Annotated in this window: 13 protein-coding genes and 1 pseudogene; 2 read left to right on the top strand and 12 right to left on the bottom strand. The window is 43.7% G+C overall.

Going from position 1 to position 18,361, the window contains the following annotated elements:
* The 11 genes from B3S92_RS06615 to B3S92_RS06565 all read right to left on the bottom strand — a co-directional run.
* On the bottom strand, nucleotides 1-866 hold an 866-nt coding region (locus tag B3S92_RS06615; protein WP_296204079.1), incomplete at its 3' end, for a hypothetical protein.
* 617 nt (nucleotides 867-1,483) lie between these two features.
* Nucleotides 1,484-2,827, bottom strand: coding sequence for a phage baseplate protein (locus tag B3S92_RS06610; RefSeq protein ID WP_296204078.1), 1,344 nt, complete (start codon nucleotides 2,825-2,827; stop codon nucleotides 1,484-1,486).
* An 84-nt stretch (nucleotides 2,828-2,911) separates the two neighbouring features.
* Nucleotides 2,912-4,474, bottom strand: coding sequence for a hypothetical protein (locus B3S92_RS06605; protein WP_296204076.1), 1,563 nt, complete (start codon nucleotides 4,472-4,474; stop codon nucleotides 2,912-2,914).
* An 11-nt stretch (nucleotides 4,475-4,485) separates the two neighbouring features.
* Nucleotides 4,486-5,010, bottom strand: a complete 525-nt coding sequence (locus B3S92_RS06600; RefSeq protein ID WP_296204073.1) for a hypothetical protein — start codon at nucleotides 5,008-5,010, stop codon at nucleotides 4,486-4,488.
* Entirely contained in the window at nucleotides 5,003-6,013 is a 1,011-nt protein-coding gene (locus B3S92_RS06595) for a hypothetical protein (protein WP_296204069.1), read from the bottom strand. The genes B3S92_RS06600 and B3S92_RS06595 overlap by 8 nt, the downstream gene beginning before the upstream one ends.
* Before the next feature lie 13 nt (nucleotides 6,014-6,026).
* Complete coding sequence (locus B3S92_RS06590) at nucleotides 6,027-6,959, bottom strand: hypothetical protein (RefSeq protein ID WP_296204066.1); 933 nt, start codon at nucleotides 6,957-6,959, stop codon at nucleotides 6,027-6,029.
* Nucleotides 6,960-7,075: 116 nt separating this feature from the next.
* Nucleotides 7,076-7,477 (bottom strand): lysozyme inhibitor LprI family protein, encoded by a 402-nt coding sequence (locus B3S92_RS06585; RefSeq protein ID WP_296204063.1) that lies wholly within the window; start codon nucleotides 7,475-7,477, stop codon nucleotides 7,076-7,078.
* Nucleotides 7,434-10,370 (bottom strand): phage tail tip lysozyme, encoded by a 2,937-nt coding sequence (locus B3S92_RS06580; protein WP_296204061.1) that lies wholly within the window; start codon nucleotides 10,368-10,370, stop codon nucleotides 7,434-7,436. Before B3S92_RS06580 ends, B3S92_RS06585 begins: the two co-directional genes overlap by 44 nt.
* Nucleotides 10,371-10,576: 206 nt before the next feature.
* Nucleotides 10,577-11,704, bottom strand: coding sequence for an RNA-guided endonuclease TnpB family protein (locus B3S92_RS06575; protein ID WP_296204059.1), 1,128 nt, complete (start codon nucleotides 11,702-11,704; stop codon nucleotides 10,577-10,579).
* A 153-nt stretch (nucleotides 11,705-11,857) separates the two neighbouring features.
* Nucleotides 11,858-12,556, bottom strand: coding sequence for an LrgB family protein (locus tag B3S92_RS06570; RefSeq protein ID WP_296204055.1), 699 nt, complete (start codon nucleotides 12,554-12,556; stop codon nucleotides 11,858-11,860).
* Between the two features lie 9 nt (nucleotides 12,557-12,565).
* Entirely contained in the window at nucleotides 12,566-13,057 is a 492-nt protein-coding gene (locus B3S92_RS06565) for a CidA/LrgA family protein (protein WP_296204053.1), read from the bottom strand.
* Between the two features lie 135 nt (nucleotides 13,058-13,192).
* On the opposite strand from B3S92_RS06565, the gene B3S92_RS06560 reads away from it, so the two are divergent.
* Nucleotides 13,193-14,074 carry a LysR family transcriptional regulator gene (locus B3S92_RS06560; RefSeq protein ID WP_296204050.1) on the top strand — a complete coding sequence of 294 codons (882 nt, stop codon included), beginning with the start codon at nucleotides 13,193-13,195 and terminating at the stop codon, nucleotides 14,072-14,074.
* Nucleotides 14,075-14,262: 188 nt separating this feature from the next.
* A pseudogene (locus B3S92_RS06555) lies at nucleotides 14,263-14,376 on the top strand (IS3 family transposase); the annotation flags it as partial.
* Between the two features lie 124 nt (nucleotides 14,377-14,500).
* Here B3S92_RS06555 and B3S92_RS06550 read toward each other — a convergent pair.
* A partial coding sequence (locus B3S92_RS06550; RefSeq protein ID WP_296204048.1) for a BapA/Bap/LapF family large adhesin occupies nucleotides 14,501-18,361 on the bottom strand: 3,861 nt, incomplete at its 5' end.

Raw genomic sequence — 18,361 nt, 5'->3', positions numbered from 1 at the left:
GCCTTGGCATAGTCTCTTACTTGGCTTAGCATCATGCCACTTGTTAAGTGCTTCATTACTCGCAAGGCGTGTTTGCAAGCCACCCCTGTTAAATTAGGGTTGCGTGTTGATGGATAGCGGTTCTCGTCTATCCCGTAGTTGTACTTACCAACGGTGGCAATATAGCGATACCAAAATTGATGACGGCCACAGTCACAGTCAAATCTTATCTTGCCGTGTAATATGCTATTTCTTACCTCTGTCAAACTAGGCGGCTTGGTTCTTAGCAGCAGTCCAGGGTAATCTAGCAGCTGTACTGTTACCTTGTGGTTAGCAATCTTACTTTCTGGCCCTGAATTGGTTAAGAAAAACAAGGTATTGCCTTGTCTCTTATAAACCATAGCCATGTAAATCTGCTTGTTGGCTCGCTGGATATCAACGGGCCTTGAGTTATTAATCACGTCTTGAGGCGTGATACCGCCGGCGAACTTTTTAGCCGCCTTCTTAACGTTTGCCAGGTATGCGTCTAATACACTTGCGTCCAATACCTGCATTAAGCTTTCGTTACGCTTGGTATTGCCTAGCGTAAATTCCAATAGCTCGCTTGCTGATATGCCGGCTAAGCTTTTAGCACTGGCCACCAGGGATTGTAATTGCTGGCTAGTTAGCCTTTCACCGCCCTTGATATCCCTGATCGTATCTTTTAGATACCTGTTATGCTGGCTGGCAAATTTACCCTGCTCGCTGGCCTGCCTGGCTGTATCAATACGCCAACGCCTAAGCTCTTCAAGGCTCATATTGTTTACGAGCCTATCCTGCCGGCTTACTGGGTTATCCTGATTTTGTGGGCTGTTATTGTTAAACCAGTCAGTATCTAGGTTATCCATTTATACCCCTTTTAACTTATCGTGCGTAATTCTCCACCTATAATCTTTGATTTAGGTGGGGATGTAAGCACGGCTCATACTTGACACCAAATAATACTTACGCTAAGTTATACCTATATCACGCATAAACTGATTTGCGAAAACCAAGCGACCAGTTATGCGATAATATACGCCAACAGGCGTTAGCTGATGTAGCAGGACTTGCTACTGTGTAAAGAGTTCCTCCATGCCTATACCTATCAGCGTAGGTGGCATGGCGAAAGGTAACAACTTAGGTTGTTATGGGTCGCAAAGATTCCCCTACCATAACCGTTAGGTTTGGTGGTGGGAGTATGTCAAATACCTGCGTTTGATTGCTATTAAATCCCTAGCGACTGGCAAAAAGATAATGTCTTTTGGCAATGGCTGGCCAATCCTATTCGTGCCAGCACATACCATAACAACGTCTGCATAACTACGATCCCTGTATGCTCTAAACGCAATTAAAGTGGGGTCGTGAATTTCATCACTACCCACTTTCCAGGTTATTAGCCTATCGGTGCGGCCACGTCGATAAAGTAAATCAACGTGGTCGCGTATCGCATTGTGATAAATGTTTAATATGTTCTCAATCATAGTTAAGCTGTCCGTAACCAGTAAGCCACAACGATTGAAGGCTGCACGTTATTGTGCGGCTTATCTTTCCACCCTGTTTCCGATGTGGGTAAAGGGATCATCTTGCCTTGGCTGCCACTCGCGTAACCTGTACCACCTCCGCCGTGGTTACGGGCTCCATGACGGCCAGCCTCCCTAACTTTAAGCGCTGTTGAGGGCATCTCTTCTGCTACCAGCTTATGCTCATAAGCACCAAACTCTTTTTTTAGTGTCTTAGTCCACGCTGGGTCAGCTGCTTTGGTGGATATACCCACAAGCGTTTGACCTTCTGCGAACCTGGCCCACGTGCCATAACCTAAAGCAGCCTTAACCTCTGCACTGCTTTTGTAGTTGTTGGTTGTGGTATAGATAGAACCGATTGGCAATTCAGTAACTTTGCTTTGAGCCGCCACAAGCTGTTGCTGTAACTGCTCAATCTGCTTTTTCATGCCAGCCAGGTCAGACTCTCTTAGGTATTGGCTATGAGGGTGTGCTGCACTGGTATGGGCTGCTAAATCCGTTTTCTTTGCGTACTGCGTATGAGGGTCGGCCGCCTTGATATGATTAGCAAGGTCGTTTGTAACCTTAGCAATATCTTTGCCTTGCTGGGTTAAGGTGCCGCCTTGTTGAGTCAGCGTGCCTTTTTGAGCGTCAAGGTCTTTTCTTAGCCCTTCGGTTAGTGTTTCTAGTTGCTGGGTTTTCTCGTCGTTATCTTTCTTTAATGCGTATTGCGGGTGAGGGTTGGCTGCTGCTAAGTGCTTGCTTAAATCACCCGATGCGGTAGCAATGTTCTGGCCCAGCTTATCCACCTTCTTATCAAGCTGTGAAAACTTATCGTTATTAATATATTGAGGGTGCGGATTAGCTGCGCCTACATGATCTTCCATCATCTTAACAACAATAGCGGCGTCAGGATCGGTTGAAACCGTAATCTTACTAACGTCTAGCTCGCTTAGTGACAGGCCAAAACTGCCAACAAATGTCACGTTTGCATAAACGGTAAATAAGGGCTCATTGCTGGCTGCTACTGCAAACAGTGTATTATTGCTTGTAAGCAATCCGATCTCGTGAATGGCTCTTGATTGAATGCTGTTTAAGCTAACACTAAAGCGTAAAGACTTACTTTCCTTCTCGACACCGCTTGTCACGATATCAGAACGCATAGCCTCTGTTCTAATACGTGTTTCCTTACCAGTTGGGACGTACTTTGACGTGCCAGCGACAAGCGTTTTTAAAGACAAGCTTATACCTTGCTTTTGAGCGTCTAGCACTGCTAAACGCCCTGCGTCGGTTATTTTAAATATAATTGGGTTGGGTTTATTAGCCATGACTTACGCAATCCTTAAAATTTCGGTATCGTCTAAGTTTAACCACTTAGGCGGGCAAGCCTGCTATATGTTCCACCTGCCAGCCTACTCACCAAGCAATTCATCGGCCGCTTGTTTTAATAGGTCTAATTCATCGCTTTCAGTGCTACCCAAGCTTAGATCCTCGTAACTTTCAACCGGCGCATAGCTTATGTTCTCCATAAAGCCAAACGCTATGGTATCTGCAATATCCGGTGATTTAATGCCCTTTTTGAGCATGTCTTTTTTGCTCATCATGCACCAGCGCGCCTTTTCATCAAAGTAATACGGTAAGCGCGTCATCTGCTCTTCTAAGTTAGTCATTACCTGGTACATTTTTTTAACCTTATCGCTTACACTGAAATAGCCTTTTTCTACTGCCTTGGCCATTGATACATAAGCGTGGCTGCGCTTGTTCATGTAGTAGCGTTTGAGCGTGTTGTTAAAGCAAGGCGAACCCCAATGTACTTCATCAAAATACACCCCATCAGCTTTTAACGACTGCGTTAAGCCCATACCAGCACCTAGCGGGTCAATCACCAATGTTGCGCCTGGGTAGTCGCTCATTACATCATTAATTTTGGCTTTAAGCGTATTGATATTAGCTCTATTACTAAACAGCGGTATATCAAGCAAATGTACGTGTCTCTCAATACGACTCTTAACCATCTTATCAACGACTTGCATTACCGATATCACGCTACTATCGCGGCCAACGTCGCCGCCCACGTCCACGGTTACGATAATACCCCACTTGTCACCCTCTTCAATCACGCAAGGCTGCTGCTTCATATTCTCGTAGTCAGTACGTGTTAATAGGTACTCGCCTTTAAGCTCTGGGAACTTACCGCGAATACGAATTAGATACCCTGGGCTGTTTCGACTGCCATACTGATACAAAGCCTCAATCAGCTTGTCCTTACTAACAATCGGTGACATTTCACCGTTAAATTCAAGCGCGGTCCACTTACCGCCGTTATGATGACTTAGCTTATGGTGTGTATCGTAGAAGAAACCGGTGTTTTTAGCCGGCTGGCTGGTTAATACGGCCCTATTGTTCTCATGGGTCAATGCGCCAATGGCAACTTCCATTACCGCGTCATCAATACCACAAGCCTCATCAGCCCATACCATGTAGTGATCGCCGTGTTGACCGGCAATGTTGGTTGGTTGGTGTTTAGGTGCTGTCTTAGCAAAAACGAACCAGGTATCTTTAAAGCCCTTGATATAGATCTTTTCTGCTAGTACAACGACATAATCAGCAAGCCAGCCTAGCGCCTTGTTATTGCGTAGGCGCTGCAAACAGATATTAATCTCTTTCCACACAACGGTTCTAAGCTGGCCAATTTGAGGCGCGGTAAACAGCATTACCGACTCAGGGTAAAATAAAAGGTGCCATAAGGCGATAATGCCGGCCGACCTGCTCTTACCAGTGCCATGACCAGACGCAACGCTTGTACGACTGCCAGGCACAACAATAGATTTAAACAATAGCTCTTGCTGCCAGGTTACTGCTTGTCCGGCCTGTATTGTCATATCTAAAGCTTCAACGGCAAAGCGCGTAATGTCATAGCGGTACCTTTGGCATACCTCACGCCATTCAGGTAATAGCATTAAATCATCTAACATCAACTACCCCATCAAATGCTAAACGGCATTAAACCATAATCGCTATCCTTGTCGTTTGAGCTATCATCAAGCGTTATTGGTGCGGTTGACATAAGATAGCCACCGTATATCTTTCTAGCCGCCCAAATAGCCAATAAAACGGCCATGTGACCATTGGTAATACCCATTGAGTCGAAGTCTAATACCTTCCCTCGTTCGTCCATTTTACGCATCTGAATAACGTCTTTTGGCTCATACCGTCTTAACGCATCCTCAATCAAAATTAAGCCTGATCGCTGGGCCTCGTTATACACAGCCATAACCTCTGCCATTTGCTCGGACTCGTTAAAGCTCATGTCCCAATAATCAAAAATCATTGGCGTATCAGTGACTACCACAGCATTATCCTTTGGTACCGGCTGCTCTTTCCACGTGGCTTGTTTTTTAAGCATAACCCTGCCTGATGCTGGCAAGACAACGCCTAATACGCGTATAGCCTCGCCAGCATAAGCGGCCGCCCTTGCGTCAATAACAACCGGCTTAATCTGGTCATTCATCGCCGGCAGTCCCATTCTTGGTCACGTTGGTTTCAGTGATTACACCCGTATCAGGGTCAATAGCAACTCTGACTTCATGGTCTGCATCTTCATCATCAACATTGGCTTCAATAACCAGGCTATTAAGCTTCTCATAGCTATCACGACTCCCCTCAACTGGCTTATCACCTGGGATCGGCACTCTTGGCGGGTTAATAGCCGGCCCGTCTGGATTATCAGGATCAAGCGGTATCGTTGGCTTCTCTGGATCATATTCAGGATTAGGACGTGTCGGCAAGCTCTCTTGTGGCTCCCCGGTATCGGTTACTTCATCCCAATCACCACCTAAGCCTACAAATTCAGGAATAGCACCAACGATCGTACAATCAACCGTTACGATGAATAGGTTTTTAAGGTCAATAGATGCGTTATCAGGGTAAAGGCTGTTTTCTAATACCCTAAAATTCCAATCATCTTTAATCGCCTTACCCTCAAGAACCCCAACGTCATAAGACACTGGGAATGTTCTTTTTTCCTCGTGCTTCCAAAAGCTTGCAAACTGCCTGGCAATATCCGACGCGCTATGGGGATCGGGGCTAAAAAAGGCAATTTGACAGCGATAGGCCACGGGAACCGATCGCATTTGCACCACTCGCTTTAATGGATCTTGAGGTAGTACCACGTTTACCCAATACGGTAAGCCTCCTACCTGGTCATATTCAGGCGGCGTTTCAATCGGACTAATAGCAGTCATAAGCACCGGTAAGTAAACGGACGAACCAGACTCTTTTTTATAGCCAGCGTTTTTTGCGTTATCGTTTTCCTGGATAGCTTTTAACATGCTCTCCACGTCATCAACCATTGAGGTTTTGGCCACAACAATAGCCGCTTCTAGCCTGCGTCGTTTCCAATCATAAACGCCTTGAGTGGTTGGCATGCACCACTGCCTAAAATCTCTTAGCTTCATGGCCCATGCCAGCTGCAAGCACTCAAGCGGTGATAGTAGTCTTTTTGTTTTGCTCATTGATCAATCCTTATTAAAGACCACGGAATCTATCAACAATGCTGACACGCTCTTCTTGTCTATCTGACTTGCCAGCCGCTTTATCTAGCTCGCTTATGCGTAAATCTGCGTCTGATGTACTGCCAATATGAAAGCTATCCCATTGAGCCTTAATTTCATCAAACGGCTTAGATGGGCAAATTAGGCTATCGTAGATCTCTAACTCTCGCTGCTTCTTGCGCTCCAACACTTTTTGACGGCGCACCTCTGCATTGATCAAAGCGTCCTGGGCTGCTAGTGCTTCACGCTGATAATGGCTTACTAATGACTCTGAATGTAGGGCTGTTTGCATTGAGTCATATTGAGCAACGATGATACGCTCTAAGGCCTCTTTTAAGACAATCTGATCCTGCGGTAGCTCTACCAGGCTGTCAAAGCACGCCTCACCTTCGGTATAAGCGCCATTCAAGATACTATCAAACATACCATCGCCTTTATTTGTGGCATAGTTTGGCGTTCTCACATAGTCAAAGCCATGAAAGCCGGTGACCTCATAATAACCGTCTGGTTTGCGTCTGCGGTTAATAGCACTACTAAACCCGCCAGCTTTATTCGCGTATAAGCGTGCGGCAAATTGGCCGTCGTCTGTATCTAAAAACTCATGCTGGGTAACAACGTTTCCATCGTCATCTGCTTCAAGTCGAATTGTGCGTAAGGCTGGCTGGATTTTAATAATACGGCCCGTCTTTTCATCCACCCATTGGTCTGGTGGGTACATGCCAAAACGAGCACGTATCTCATGGCCATTAAAGCCAAACAAATCACCACTGCTAACAAGCTCTTGAACCTCTGGTGAATTAATCTTGTTAACCATTGAGCGAATATCTAAATCTGAACGGTCCTGGCCATTGTATTTGCGGCCACGATCTGCCAAGTTGTAAGTAATAACTTTAGTTTTCTTAGCCATGAAAAAACCCCTCAAAAAAAGGCATAGAATATTTAATATATGCCTTAGTTTAAGGGGTTAAGCTGTTTTGCCTTTGGGGTGTTCCTTTGAAATGTAGCCCAACAAATATATATAAGCTACTGATTCAATATGTACTTAACTTCGTTATCTAGCTCAAGGCGTCTATCGTATGTATAGTTTGTGATGCAGCTATTAAATTCCACAGCATACATACTGCCACCTTGAAAATGACGAGCACTAAACTTGCATGAGCTTTCTTTGAATTTAATCCAAGCCAACTGAGCTTGCTTTAGTTGATTTTTTTCTTTGTTTTCAAGTAGTTTCATTAATGACTTATAAGACATATTAAGCTTACTATCTTCGTAGTGAAGATTGCGAGATGTGCAGCTCACTAGATCAACAGTCGTATAATCACCACTATCACAAAAATCTACAGGCTGAGCGCTAGCAGCAACCATCATGCTAGCAACTAAACTAACTCCAATACCTACTTTCACCCAACCCGCCAGTAATCGCATGTGCAAGCCCTCTATCTGAAACATTTTGACCTATATTATCATTATTAGACTGAACTATGATAGGCTTATCCAGACCACTACCTGCCAGCGGCAATCTAAACGAAGGCATATCAGGTATATTCAATACGCTTTTAAGCATAGAAGCCCCTAACTCAAGACCTAATGACTTGCTGGCCGGTTGGTAAGCTGGCGTGTTACCTGCAACAAAGTTATTGGCCAAGCCACCGACATTAACACCTAACGCACTGTTAGTTGTTTTGGTTTTTTGTTGAACCGACTGAACCGCTGTATTGTTATAGATACCCTCTGCAATTTTCGCACGCTCTCTCTTTTCAGCCTCAACTGCTTTTGGTCGCTCGTAAAACTCTGACACGACAGCCCCAGCCTGGCCTGCTGTTTTGGCTTTTTTAAGCTTATTGCCTGCGGACTTTTCTTCGCCCTTAGTAAGCTCATAGTTAATGAAAGCCAACTGCTCGTTGTAACTTGCCTGCCTGATATCTTTACCATACGCTTTCTTGAAGTTAGCCTGCCTGTCGGGGTGCCATTGGGCCAAGCCAAACGCCTTGCCATTGTCGCCAAGTGCCTTGTAGTTAAACATACTTTCTTTTTGGATATTACCAACAATGCCGGCGGCTTGCGCTTTGCTCCACCCTTGAGACACGAAGTATTGCATAGCCTCGTCACGTCTGGCTTGCTGATCCTTTGTTGTTAACCTGCTTGAGCTAACATCAACCGTACCGCCGCCGCTTAACTGGCCTCTAAGCTCTTTGTAAGGGTCAACAACTGTCACCCCAAATTGGCGGCCATTAAGGTTTTTGACGTACTCGCTAAGCTCTGTTTTTCTTACACCGCTTTTACCGTCCTTGCCTTTAGCTGATGTAGATTCAGACACGTATTTAACGCCGTTTTCTTCGATGATCTGCACAATATGGCCAATGTCTTTGTATCTGCCTTCTTTTCTTGCATGCTCCCCACGTGACTCACCGATAACCATGCCAGCCTGCAACTTATTGATATCTAGTTGAGCCCAGCTGTTCGCTGTGGCTACCAGATGCCCTTTCTTTTCTTCTGACTGGATAATACCGGCTGCACCATTGCCTGCATTAATACGAGCGCGTTTAGCCGCCTCTGGTCCTAGCTGCTCTTCAATCTGTCTTACGGTATCTTTGTTTAACTGATCAACCCAGCCTGAACAATCAATAACACCGCCGCTAAAGTCTTTAGCACCCATTTTATAGGTAACACCGTCTTTGGCTGATGTTAACCCTGAACCAAAATCAACTTTCCAGCCGCCCGAACCATTACCACCGCCAAAAAAGCTACCAAACCCATCGCCCATTCTTGATAGCCACGACTTCATGCCGCTGGCCGCCTCGCCTAACTTAGAAAGAACCGGTGCTAATCCGGACTCCCACTTAGATTGCATTTTTTGAGGTAAGTTGTAAGCCTTGATGCTATCGGTCCATGACTTGATATGAGGTGAAGCTGTACTGCCCAAAACCTCGCCGCCCTCGCTACCTATCCAGCCACCCACGGCCGCCCCAATGGCAGTACCAACCACAGGAATTGGTATTAATGCCGTACCAAGCGCGCCACCAGCAACGGCACCGACACTACCGCCTGTCAGGCTGCCTATATCTTCTGATTTCTCTTTGTGGTCACGCTCTCTCCACTGGCCAATCAAGTTGCCCATGCCAACCGCCGTCGCTAACGGCCCTAAAACTTTAGCACTACCAACTACTTTGGCTGCCTTCTTGACACCCTCACTGCCGATCTTACCGGCGCCTAAAACAGCCGCGCCAGCTCCACCAGCCAAGATAGACTTAATACCCTTGCCTTTATTTTTATTGCCTTTGCGGTCCTTATCCTTGCCTTTGCCTTTACCTTTGCCACCACCTAAAAGACCTAAGCCACGGCCTAATCTACCTAGTAGTGAGCCCTCACCACTCGGCATCCTCTTTAGGATCTCACCTAGCGTTTCCTCGTTCTGCTTATTGTGTCTTGCCTGCTCTTTTGGTAATGGCTCTTTACGCTTTAGGCTTTTGTATTTAGAGAATGAGAACCTGCCAGCCCTTAAAGCTGCCTTGCCAGCCGCGCCGCCCATCTTGCCAGCTTTCGTGGCCATATTAAAAATAGGCGATGCAATATCTTGTACTTCATTCGCTGAGGCGATCAACGGATCAATGTTTTGAGCACCGCCATAACTGCCATAGCCTGTACGGCCACTCTTGGCTATTTTAGATAATGAGTCAAATAGCGTTTTTTCTTTGGCTGTAAAACGGCCTAGCTCGTCACGATCGCTGTCTTTTTGCTTCTTCTCACGCCCATTTTTGCCAGTAGGATTGTTTGCCTTACGTGTTGCACCAGGTACGCTGCCAGCGGCATTATTTGCCACTTCTGGGCTCTGACCTCTACCAGCACTTGATCTATTGGCACCGCTTGAGCCGCTATCGCTTTGATTGTTGGCTCTATTGGCCAGTGTTGAACCTGATTTGACTTTAGCGCTTGAGGTGACATTACTAAGCGTGTCGCTACTCTTCCTGCCAGCGGCCCTTGTCTCTTTTTGGGCTGGCTGGCTTGTGCTACTTAATTTCTGCCTGTGTTGCTGCTTTGACTGCGCCTGGCTTTGCATGCTTGGCTGGCTGGCATCATTACGCCCTAGGCTTGTGGGATCGTAAGTAGGCACAACGCCCTGAATACGCATAGACTTTTTATTTGCTATACGCTCATTAGACTTAGCTATACGGTTTAGCACCGTCTGATTAATCTGATTTTGTGATTTGAGTATCTGAATGATTTCTTGGGTATCTTCACCAATGGATTTAATGCCGCTTTCTAGCCGCTTGGTACCAACGATGAAGCCTTGATCATCATAGTTAAGAAAAGTCGCCATGATAAAGCCTTATAAATACTGTACGTGTGGCTTGAATTATGGCATTGCTGGCGAGTTGTGGGCTTTGAGTGTTCCTAGAGGCTTGACATACTCCCACCACCAAACCTAACGGTTATGGTGGGGGAATCTTTGCGACCCATAACAACCTAAGTTGTTACCTTTCGCCATGCCACCTACGCTGATAGGTATAGGCATGAGGGAACTCTTTACACAGTAGTACGTCCTGCTACATCAGCTAACGCCTGAGAGCGTATATTGCTTGCTGCATTGGTATCACGGTCATGGTGTGTTTGACAGCTAGGACACGTCCAATGACGCACCAATAACGGCAGAGCGTCTAATTTGTGATGACAATGCGAACAAATTTTACTACTAGCAAAGAACCGATTTACCTTTAGGATATTCTTACCATACCAATTCGCCTTGTAAGTAAGCAGGGTAACAAACTGACCCCAGCCAACATCATTAATTGCTTTGGCAAGTTTTCGGTTCTTTACCATGTTTTTCACACCTAAATCTTCTATCGCATAGCTTGTCGCTTGGTTTTCGCAGATAAGGCTATGCGTGATTTTGTGATGTAAGTCTAATCGAGCGTTGCGTACTTTTTCATGAATACGCGCAACGGCTAATTTTTGTTTTTGATAGTTTTTACTTTGTTTTTGTTTACGAGCAAAGATTTTTTGCTGTATAGCAAGTCGTTTACTGGCTTTGGCTAAATGCTTTGGGTTATCAAATTTGCTACCATCTGACAGGTTTAGTAAGTGACTAATACCTAAGTCAATACCAATCGTTAATCTAGGTTCAATGGTCGTAGGCGTTGGCAATATATCAGCATTATCAACCAGTACGCTTGCATAGTATTTGCCTGTGGCGGTTTTACTAATAGTAACGGTTTTGATATTACCAACAAATTCACGGCTAAACACCGCTTTAATGCCCTTAATTTTAGGTAGATTGATAATACCTTGCTCAAAGTTTACGGTGCAATGTTGCGGACATTGGTAACTTCGCTGTGGGATTTTTTTAGATTTGAACCGTGGAAACTTGGCATGAGCTTTGAAGAAGTTAGTAAAGGCGGTGTAGACATTTAGTAAGGCATTAAGTAATGATTGGCTATTGACCTCGTTTAGCCATGCAAACTGAGCTTTCTTTTTCTTTTTTACTAAATGGCTTTGGATTTTGCTACGTGATAATGACTTGCCAAACATAGCATAGTAGCGTTTTTGCAATGCCAACGCCCAATTAAACACAAACCGACTACAGCCAAAATGCTTTTCGATTAGCACTCGCTGTTCGTAGTTTGGGTAAATTCTGTATTTATAGGCTTTAAGCATGGTTTGTCAGTCAACTTGAATATAGGTATAACTTAGCATTACTTGCATTTAGCATCAATTATCAGCAATAAACCTAAATCCTTAGAATAGGTCGCCCGTGCTTACATCTCCACCTAAATCAAAGATTATAGGTGGATAATTACGCACGATAAGTTAAATTTGCCCAAATAACCTTACGCTATGTATTAATGAAGGACCTACGAGCACCATAAATAATCCGGCTAAAATCATTGTTAAACTTGCTATAACGCCTTCATCCTCATTGCGCTGACTTGCACGGGCTGTACCAAAACCGTGTGATGCATTACCAAATGCGATTCCATTTGCAAAATGGGAGCGAATACGGAAAAAAGCCAAAATCATATCCCCTAAAATCATTCCCACTATCCCTGTAATCAAAGTAAATAATGAAACTAAAGAGGAGGATCCGTGTATTTTTTCAGATAAGTCTAACGCGAATGGTGTCGATATTGAACGGGCCATCAAACTATAGGTCAAGGTCTCATCAAAATTGAATAAGCCGGCAAATATATATATGCTTAAGACTCCTACCACCATCCCAACAGTTATAGAAGCGGCCAGAGCCAAAGCATTTTGACGTATTAAACGACGATACTCGTAAATAGGTATAGCAAAAGCAACCGTTGCGGGGACAAGTAACTGTACAATCCAAGCTGTATCCTCCCAATATGTATCATAAGAGATATTAAAAAAAATCATTAATGAAAGCGTTATTACTGGAACCGTGATAGCAGGATTTAGCCAAGATTTTCGATGGCGTAAATAAATTACTTTGGCTATATAATAAGCAGCTAATGTCCAAATGAGACAAAGGATTGACCAAGTATTCATCGCAAATCCTCACACATTATTATCATTTTTTAGGTTTAAATGGGCTTTATGAATCTGATGACGATAAAATCTCCGCTGCAAACGACGCACCATGATAAAAGTTAATGCTGAGCTTAACATCACCATCGCGGTACTCAAGATAATGGTCAGCATTAATTGCCATCCTTTACTGACAAACAGCGCCTTATATTGAAGTATTGACATCATAAGCGGGATAAACATTAATACTAATTCACCCAAAACAAATTTTGCTCCCACTCTGACCCAGCTAACTTTAATAGCACCGCTCATTAATAATATCAGCATTAAAAACATTCCCAATACGCCTGAGGATAAAGGTAGATGCAATAATTCAACTAATATCTCGGCACAATACCAGACAGCTGCGATAATAACGCATTGTATAAGCACATAAAGCCAGGATTGACCATAGAACCTTTGAAGTACCAGTTTTGTTTTAGCTAAAAAACAGGGGGATAGACGAAGATTAAGATTACGCATAATAGTTGCTGTTTGTTAACTCGACACCCCTTATTATAAAAATACTATAGCCATAAATTATGAATTATATTTTTATTTTTATTCCTAATTTATATAATAAACTTCGTTCTTTCTCCTAAATGTGGTCTATTATTTATGATAACTTTGAAGCAATTACGCTGCTTTGTGACAGTTGTAAAAACAGGTGGGTTTCTTCAGGCTAGTATCCAACTCAATCTAACCCAACCCACCGTTACCAAATCTATCACTAGTCTTGAAGAATATTTAGGTGTAGCTCTATTTGATAAGCCGTTAACTCATAGAAAACGGCTAGTTAATTTAACAGAAATTGGCGAGCACCTTTATATTCAAGCAGTTGATATATTACAAAAGGCAGATAATCTTGAACAAACAGTATTAGATTACCAACAATTGAAAGGCGGTAAGTTGCGTTTGGGGATCTCACCGTTAGGCAGTGAAATATTAAGCGAAGCTATTTTTAACTTCTACCAAATGCATCCTAGTATAGAAATTTCACTTATCGAAGATGGAGCTGAGTCACTTAAGGATGCCCTCTTACAAGGGCAGCTGGATGTGGCAACATTGATGAAGCCGATTGACGATGATTTTGACTATTTTTCGATATGTAGCTATCCAGTGATGGTCGTAGCAAATAAAAAACGTATGGGGAAACAAAAAACCAAGGTAACACTTAAATCACTATCAAATGCACCTTTAATCTTATTTACCTCTAATTCATCATTTACCCCGATGATTATACAAAACTGTCAAGCATTAGGTTTTGAACCTAATATTATTTGCCAAACTAATCAGTGGTACTTACTTATTGACATGGTAAAACAGGATATGGGCGTAACTCTTTTACCTCAATATTATACTCAAAAACTGGATTTAACAGAGTTAGTCTGCTTACCACTCACACAGCCTCAGTTAAAATGGGAGCTTGTCATGGCTTGGCGTCGTCATCGCTTGCTTACACCGAGTATGCGGGCATGGCTAGATGAACTTATTCAGTAGGAAATTAGGTCACAAGTCAATTGATTGCACTAGCATGTCATAATTTGACAGCTGCCGAGTACAGACAGGTGGCTTAATTATTCTACGATGATGTTGTGTTAAGAATGGGGCATTTACACTAATTGCCTATAATCTTGTGAGTATGCCATTTTTATAGTGTAGTATTTTTTATGTGAATTTATTATATTAAGCAGTTAGAACAACTAATTCATGAGTATATTCATTATTACAATAATGTGCGTATTCAACTTAAACTAAAAGGACTGAGTCCTGTGCAATACAGAACTCAGTCCTTGATCTAAACTAAACCGTCTAACATTTGGAGGTCAGCCCCAAGCCTGACTTACGGGGTTTTTACTATTCACTAATCGGGTCTAACTCAAACTTTATAGGATTGATTTAGTCTAGTTTATTGGCTAGGTAATATTAGATAATGTTTATATTAGGATCAATATAAACCTGTACCAATGCATCATTACCTGATTGCCATATATCGTACACTTGGTCACCTAAGGTAGTCTGCTCAACAGTAGACCAGTTACTACCTTCTAAATTAACAGCATCATCACTACCACCCTTCACGTAGATAGCAGAATCAACATCTTCTACTGCTACATTTAAGGTGTTAGCGCCAGTACCATTAATATCTATGACCTCAGGTTGCATAATATCGGCTAGACTAATTACCTGATCTGCACCCTCAAAGCTTAGAACATCAATCCCTTCGGCTGAGGCAGCTAATGACGTATCTTCTGGAAGGTAAACCGTATCTTCAGTATTAATACTGTAGTTGGCAACCTTACCACTTACTGCTGCTTGCCACTCGATACTATCCAAAAGCTTATTAGGATCATTAGCGTCCACTTTAAGCAGACCCTCAAACTCAGAGTTACCATTACGATCGACCATGAGCACACCGTTTTCATACTTTAAGTAATTACCGATGTTACTGGCTGTCTGATTACCATCAAGTAAGCCAGTGATATCGATCTTATCACCTTCATCAGCATCAAAGTCTGCCCAGGTGTCAACACCATTGTGACCGTTTCCACCTTCAGTGCCACCAAGGTTATTAAAGACAAGGGTATCAGCGCCCCCACCCATGTTGAATGTATCGTCTGCAGCAGAGCTGGTAGCGACGTCATTATGAATAGAAGCTGTGATAGTCTTACCAACGTTAATTTCTAACGTGGCCGTTTCTTTAATACCTGTTACCGAGGTGGTCTCATAGGTAAAGATCTCAATCCCGTAGGCTTCACCGCTCGGTGTGTAGCTATAAGTGCCATTTTTCTGAACAGTTAAAGTTCCGTAGAGCCCTTCAATCTCTATGCTGTCAGCGCCCTTGTTTGGGGCACTGACAAAGACTGTTTTATTACCGATTTTCAGTTCAGCGACATTATGACTACCAGCATCATTTTCTAACAATACGCCCATGACAGGGTTAATTGCCGTTGGGGTGTATTCCTCCGAGTGTATTACCGTTGATTCAAAGTAAATGCTCTGTAAGTTGCCCTTATTAGTTGTAACTGTCAGCTCATATTTCCCTGCTGGTAAATCATCTAGGCTTTCATTGAGAGCCGCTTCCGCTTTTGTGCCCTCTGCTGTTTTTATAAAACTTTCTCCAGTAGTAGTGTTCAACAACTTATATGTAATAATTACATTTGAACCTAGCGCTATATTAGCTGAGCTAGCAGTAGCTTTAATCGTTACTGGCGCTGCTGTTGAGTGCTCAGCCACTTCAAACTCTTTAGAGTAATTTTCACCGTAATTTTGAGCAAGTTTATCCGGCTCATCATACTTAATTGTAGTAACAGTATTATTAGCTACAACGCTCACATCATTGAAATCATCAATGGCAGTATGAGTGCCAATTTTGATGTTTAGCGTTTCAATAGTGGTGCTGCAGTTAGCATCTTCGGTTACCAGTCGGAAAGAGTCTACCTTGCCATAAGGTGGCTCCGAGCCAGTCATATCATTAGGTTTAGTAACACTGTAGGTGTAAGTACCATCGCTATTGATAGTTAAAACACCATATTCCCCTTGAACGGTAGTCGCAGTACCGGCTTCTATAGGTTCGTCATTTACTTTCAGTAATACAACATCTGCATTTTCTGTCGCATCACCAGTGACCTCACCCACAAACTTGGAAGGGATGTTGTAATCGTAGATTGTATCGTGCGTCACAGAAAGAGTGCTACCGCCAACAAGACCTACTGCACTTTTTCTCTGAAGCATTGCTACGTAAGTTCCTTCGGTAAACTCTAGGGTTGCTTCGCCCTTTGGCATCACAGCCCCACCAATACCAATTAGATCAAAAGGTATTTCGAACCACTTTTTCGCCTTATGTACCTCTTCCAACTGGCCGGTTTGCTCATTTAATTTAAAAATTACTAAATCAAATGAAGTTGCCAAACTTAAAAGGCTTCCTCCCTCACCTTGGAAGCTCAGTTTCCTTACCTCTCCTTCATCTACTTTGAAGTTCATGGTGCCTTCTGCACCAATTAAGTCAGCACTTAATACTGGTCCTAGCAAACCTAGGTCTAAGACTCCAAAGGCTCCTGCATTCTTAATTTTAGATTCATTTGTATCTAGAGTGACTGTTGGCTCAATATCAACCACAACAGTTGAATCCAACTGTAACTGCTGATTATCAGGGGTAATATTCAGCTTAATCGTTAGATCTGCAGAAGTAGTATTTCCGGCTGGGGAAGTCACCTCGTAAGTAAAGACATCTTCACTACCGTAAGGGCCACGGAAATCTTCATCAACCTCATACGTATAATCACCATTGGCTTCAATTATTAATTTACCGTGTTCACCAGTAATAACTGTTTTAGCATTACTAGATATGGTAATCCCATTAATGGAGGTTACTGTAGTGCCTTCCGGCAACTCGTCATAGCCAAACTTCGGATCATTATCAGTTAAGACATTTCCTGTGGTAGTACCACTGACAGATTCTGCGGCACCGTAATCCAAGACGGTGTCACTGATAAACTCTAACGTATAGCCAGTAAGCGCTTGAATGCCCTCACCACCGGCTATGACAAACATCCATTTCCCTTCGTCTAGGCTGAAATCAGTCGGTTTGGATCTACCCGCTAACAACCAAGAAACTATCCAGTTTTCTTTTACTGCATGCTGCTCCCATTCACCCGTCGATTCATTTAATTTATAGAGGTACAAATCCATGGTACCAATAACCTGTACACCACCAGCTACGCCCTCCACAGAAACTTCACGAACTTGATTTTCGCCTACTTCTAGCTCTACTGCTTTACCCTGAAGATTTGCCAGAACATCTGCACCTAAAATGGGGCCTAAACCAGCACTCACTACAGTAAAGCCAGTTTTGTCCAGATCACTGGGCTTAGGATTTACTGTCTTAGTTGGCTTAATATCTAGTACTAAATCAACCGAGTTGTTTGCTGCGGCAAGGGGCTCATCAACCACGCTCACATTACCGCTCAAGGCACCGTTATTACCTATGTTGCCGGCAACGTCGGTCTGCTTGGCAAGTACTTTACCCTCAGTGTAGATACCCTCCGGTAATAGGAAGCTATCTCCTTCACCATCCATCCAGGTATCACCACCATCGGTGGAGTATTGCCATGTAGCACCGTCTTCAAGTCCGCTTACATTAACTGTGCCATCTTTGGTAATGCCGTCACCTGGAATACAGGTGTCGTCGGCCAATTCTAGCGTCAGTGGCTCAGGTGGGGTGGTATCAACCTCTACTGCCCCTAAGCTAGCGTTATCACTAATGTTACCCGCAACATCAGTTTGACGAACAACTACCTTGCCATCAGCATATTTACCTTCTGGTAAATCAAAGCTGGTGCCTGAACCCTCTGTCCAAGTGTCGCCACCATCAGTAGAGTATTCCCACGTAGCATCAGCTTCAAGGCCGCTTACCAATACAGTGCTATCTTTGGTGATACCATCGCTGTCACTTAGACCGGTGTCATTTTCCAACGCTAGGGTTGGTGCTTCAGGCGCTGTGGTATCCCCTGTCACTTTGGTTGGCTCAGACTCATTACCTTTGTCATCTGTCGCTGTCACGTCAACTTCTTGACCATCAGCAACAGCAGGGTCTGTGGTGATTTCATACTCACCTGTCTCTGAATCAGCAATTGCTTCACCAATCACATTACCTTCAGGATCAGTCACGGTAACCGTTGAACCTGGCTCAGCGCTACCTTTGATAATGGTGCCATCAGGCTGACCATCACCATCTGTATCGACGTTGGTCACCTCGGTCACTGTCGGTGCTTCAGGCGCTGTGGT

This window comes from Psychrobacter sp. UBA3962, assembly GCF_002385225.1.
Classification (GTDB): Bacteria; Pseudomonadota; Gammaproteobacteria; order Pseudomonadales; family Moraxellaceae; genus Psychrobacter.
Note: the sequence above shows the minus strand (reverse complement) of the source record. Positions and strands in the feature narration are given on the sequence as shown.

Coding starts and splice junctions, on each gene's coding strand:
- B3S92_RS06610 (WP_296204078.1), bottom strand. CDS start 2,827: ATGGCTAATAAACCCAACCCAATTATATTTAAAATAACCGACGCAGGG.
- B3S92_RS06605 (WP_296204076.1), bottom strand. CDS start 4,474: ATGTTAGATGATTTAATGCTATTACCTGAATGGCGTGAGGTATGCCAA.
- B3S92_RS06600 (WP_296204073.1), bottom strand. CDS start 5,010: ATGAATGACCAGATTAAGCCGGTTGTTATTGACGCAAGGGCGGCCGCT.
- B3S92_RS06595 (WP_296204069.1), bottom strand. CDS start 6,013: ATGAGCAAAACAAAAAGACTACTATCACCGCTTGAGTGCTTGCAGCTG.
- B3S92_RS06590 (WP_296204066.1), bottom strand. CDS start 6,959: ATGGCTAAGAAAACTAAAGTTATTACTTACAACTTGGCAGATCGTGGC.
- B3S92_RS06585 (WP_296204063.1), bottom strand. CDS start 7,477: ATGCGATTACTGGCGGGTTGGGTGAAAGTAGGTATTGGAGTTAGTTTA.
- B3S92_RS06580 (WP_296204061.1), bottom strand. CDS start 10,370: ATGGCGACTTTTCTTAACTATGATGATCAAGGCTTCATCGTTGGTACC.
- B3S92_RS06575 (WP_296204059.1), bottom strand. CDS start 11,704: ATGCTTAAAGCCTATAAATACAGAATTTACCCAAACTACGAACAGCGA.
- B3S92_RS06570 (WP_296204055.1), bottom strand. CDS start 12,556: ATGAATACTTGGTCAATCCTTTGTCTCATTTGGACATTAGCTGCTTAT.
- B3S92_RS06565 (WP_296204053.1), bottom strand. CDS start 13,057: ATGCGTAATCTTAATCTTCGTCTATCCCCCTGTTTTTTAGCTAAAACA.
- B3S92_RS06560 (WP_296204050.1), top strand. CDS start 13,193: ATGATAACTTTGAAGCAATTACGCTGCTTTGTGACAGTTGTAAAAACA.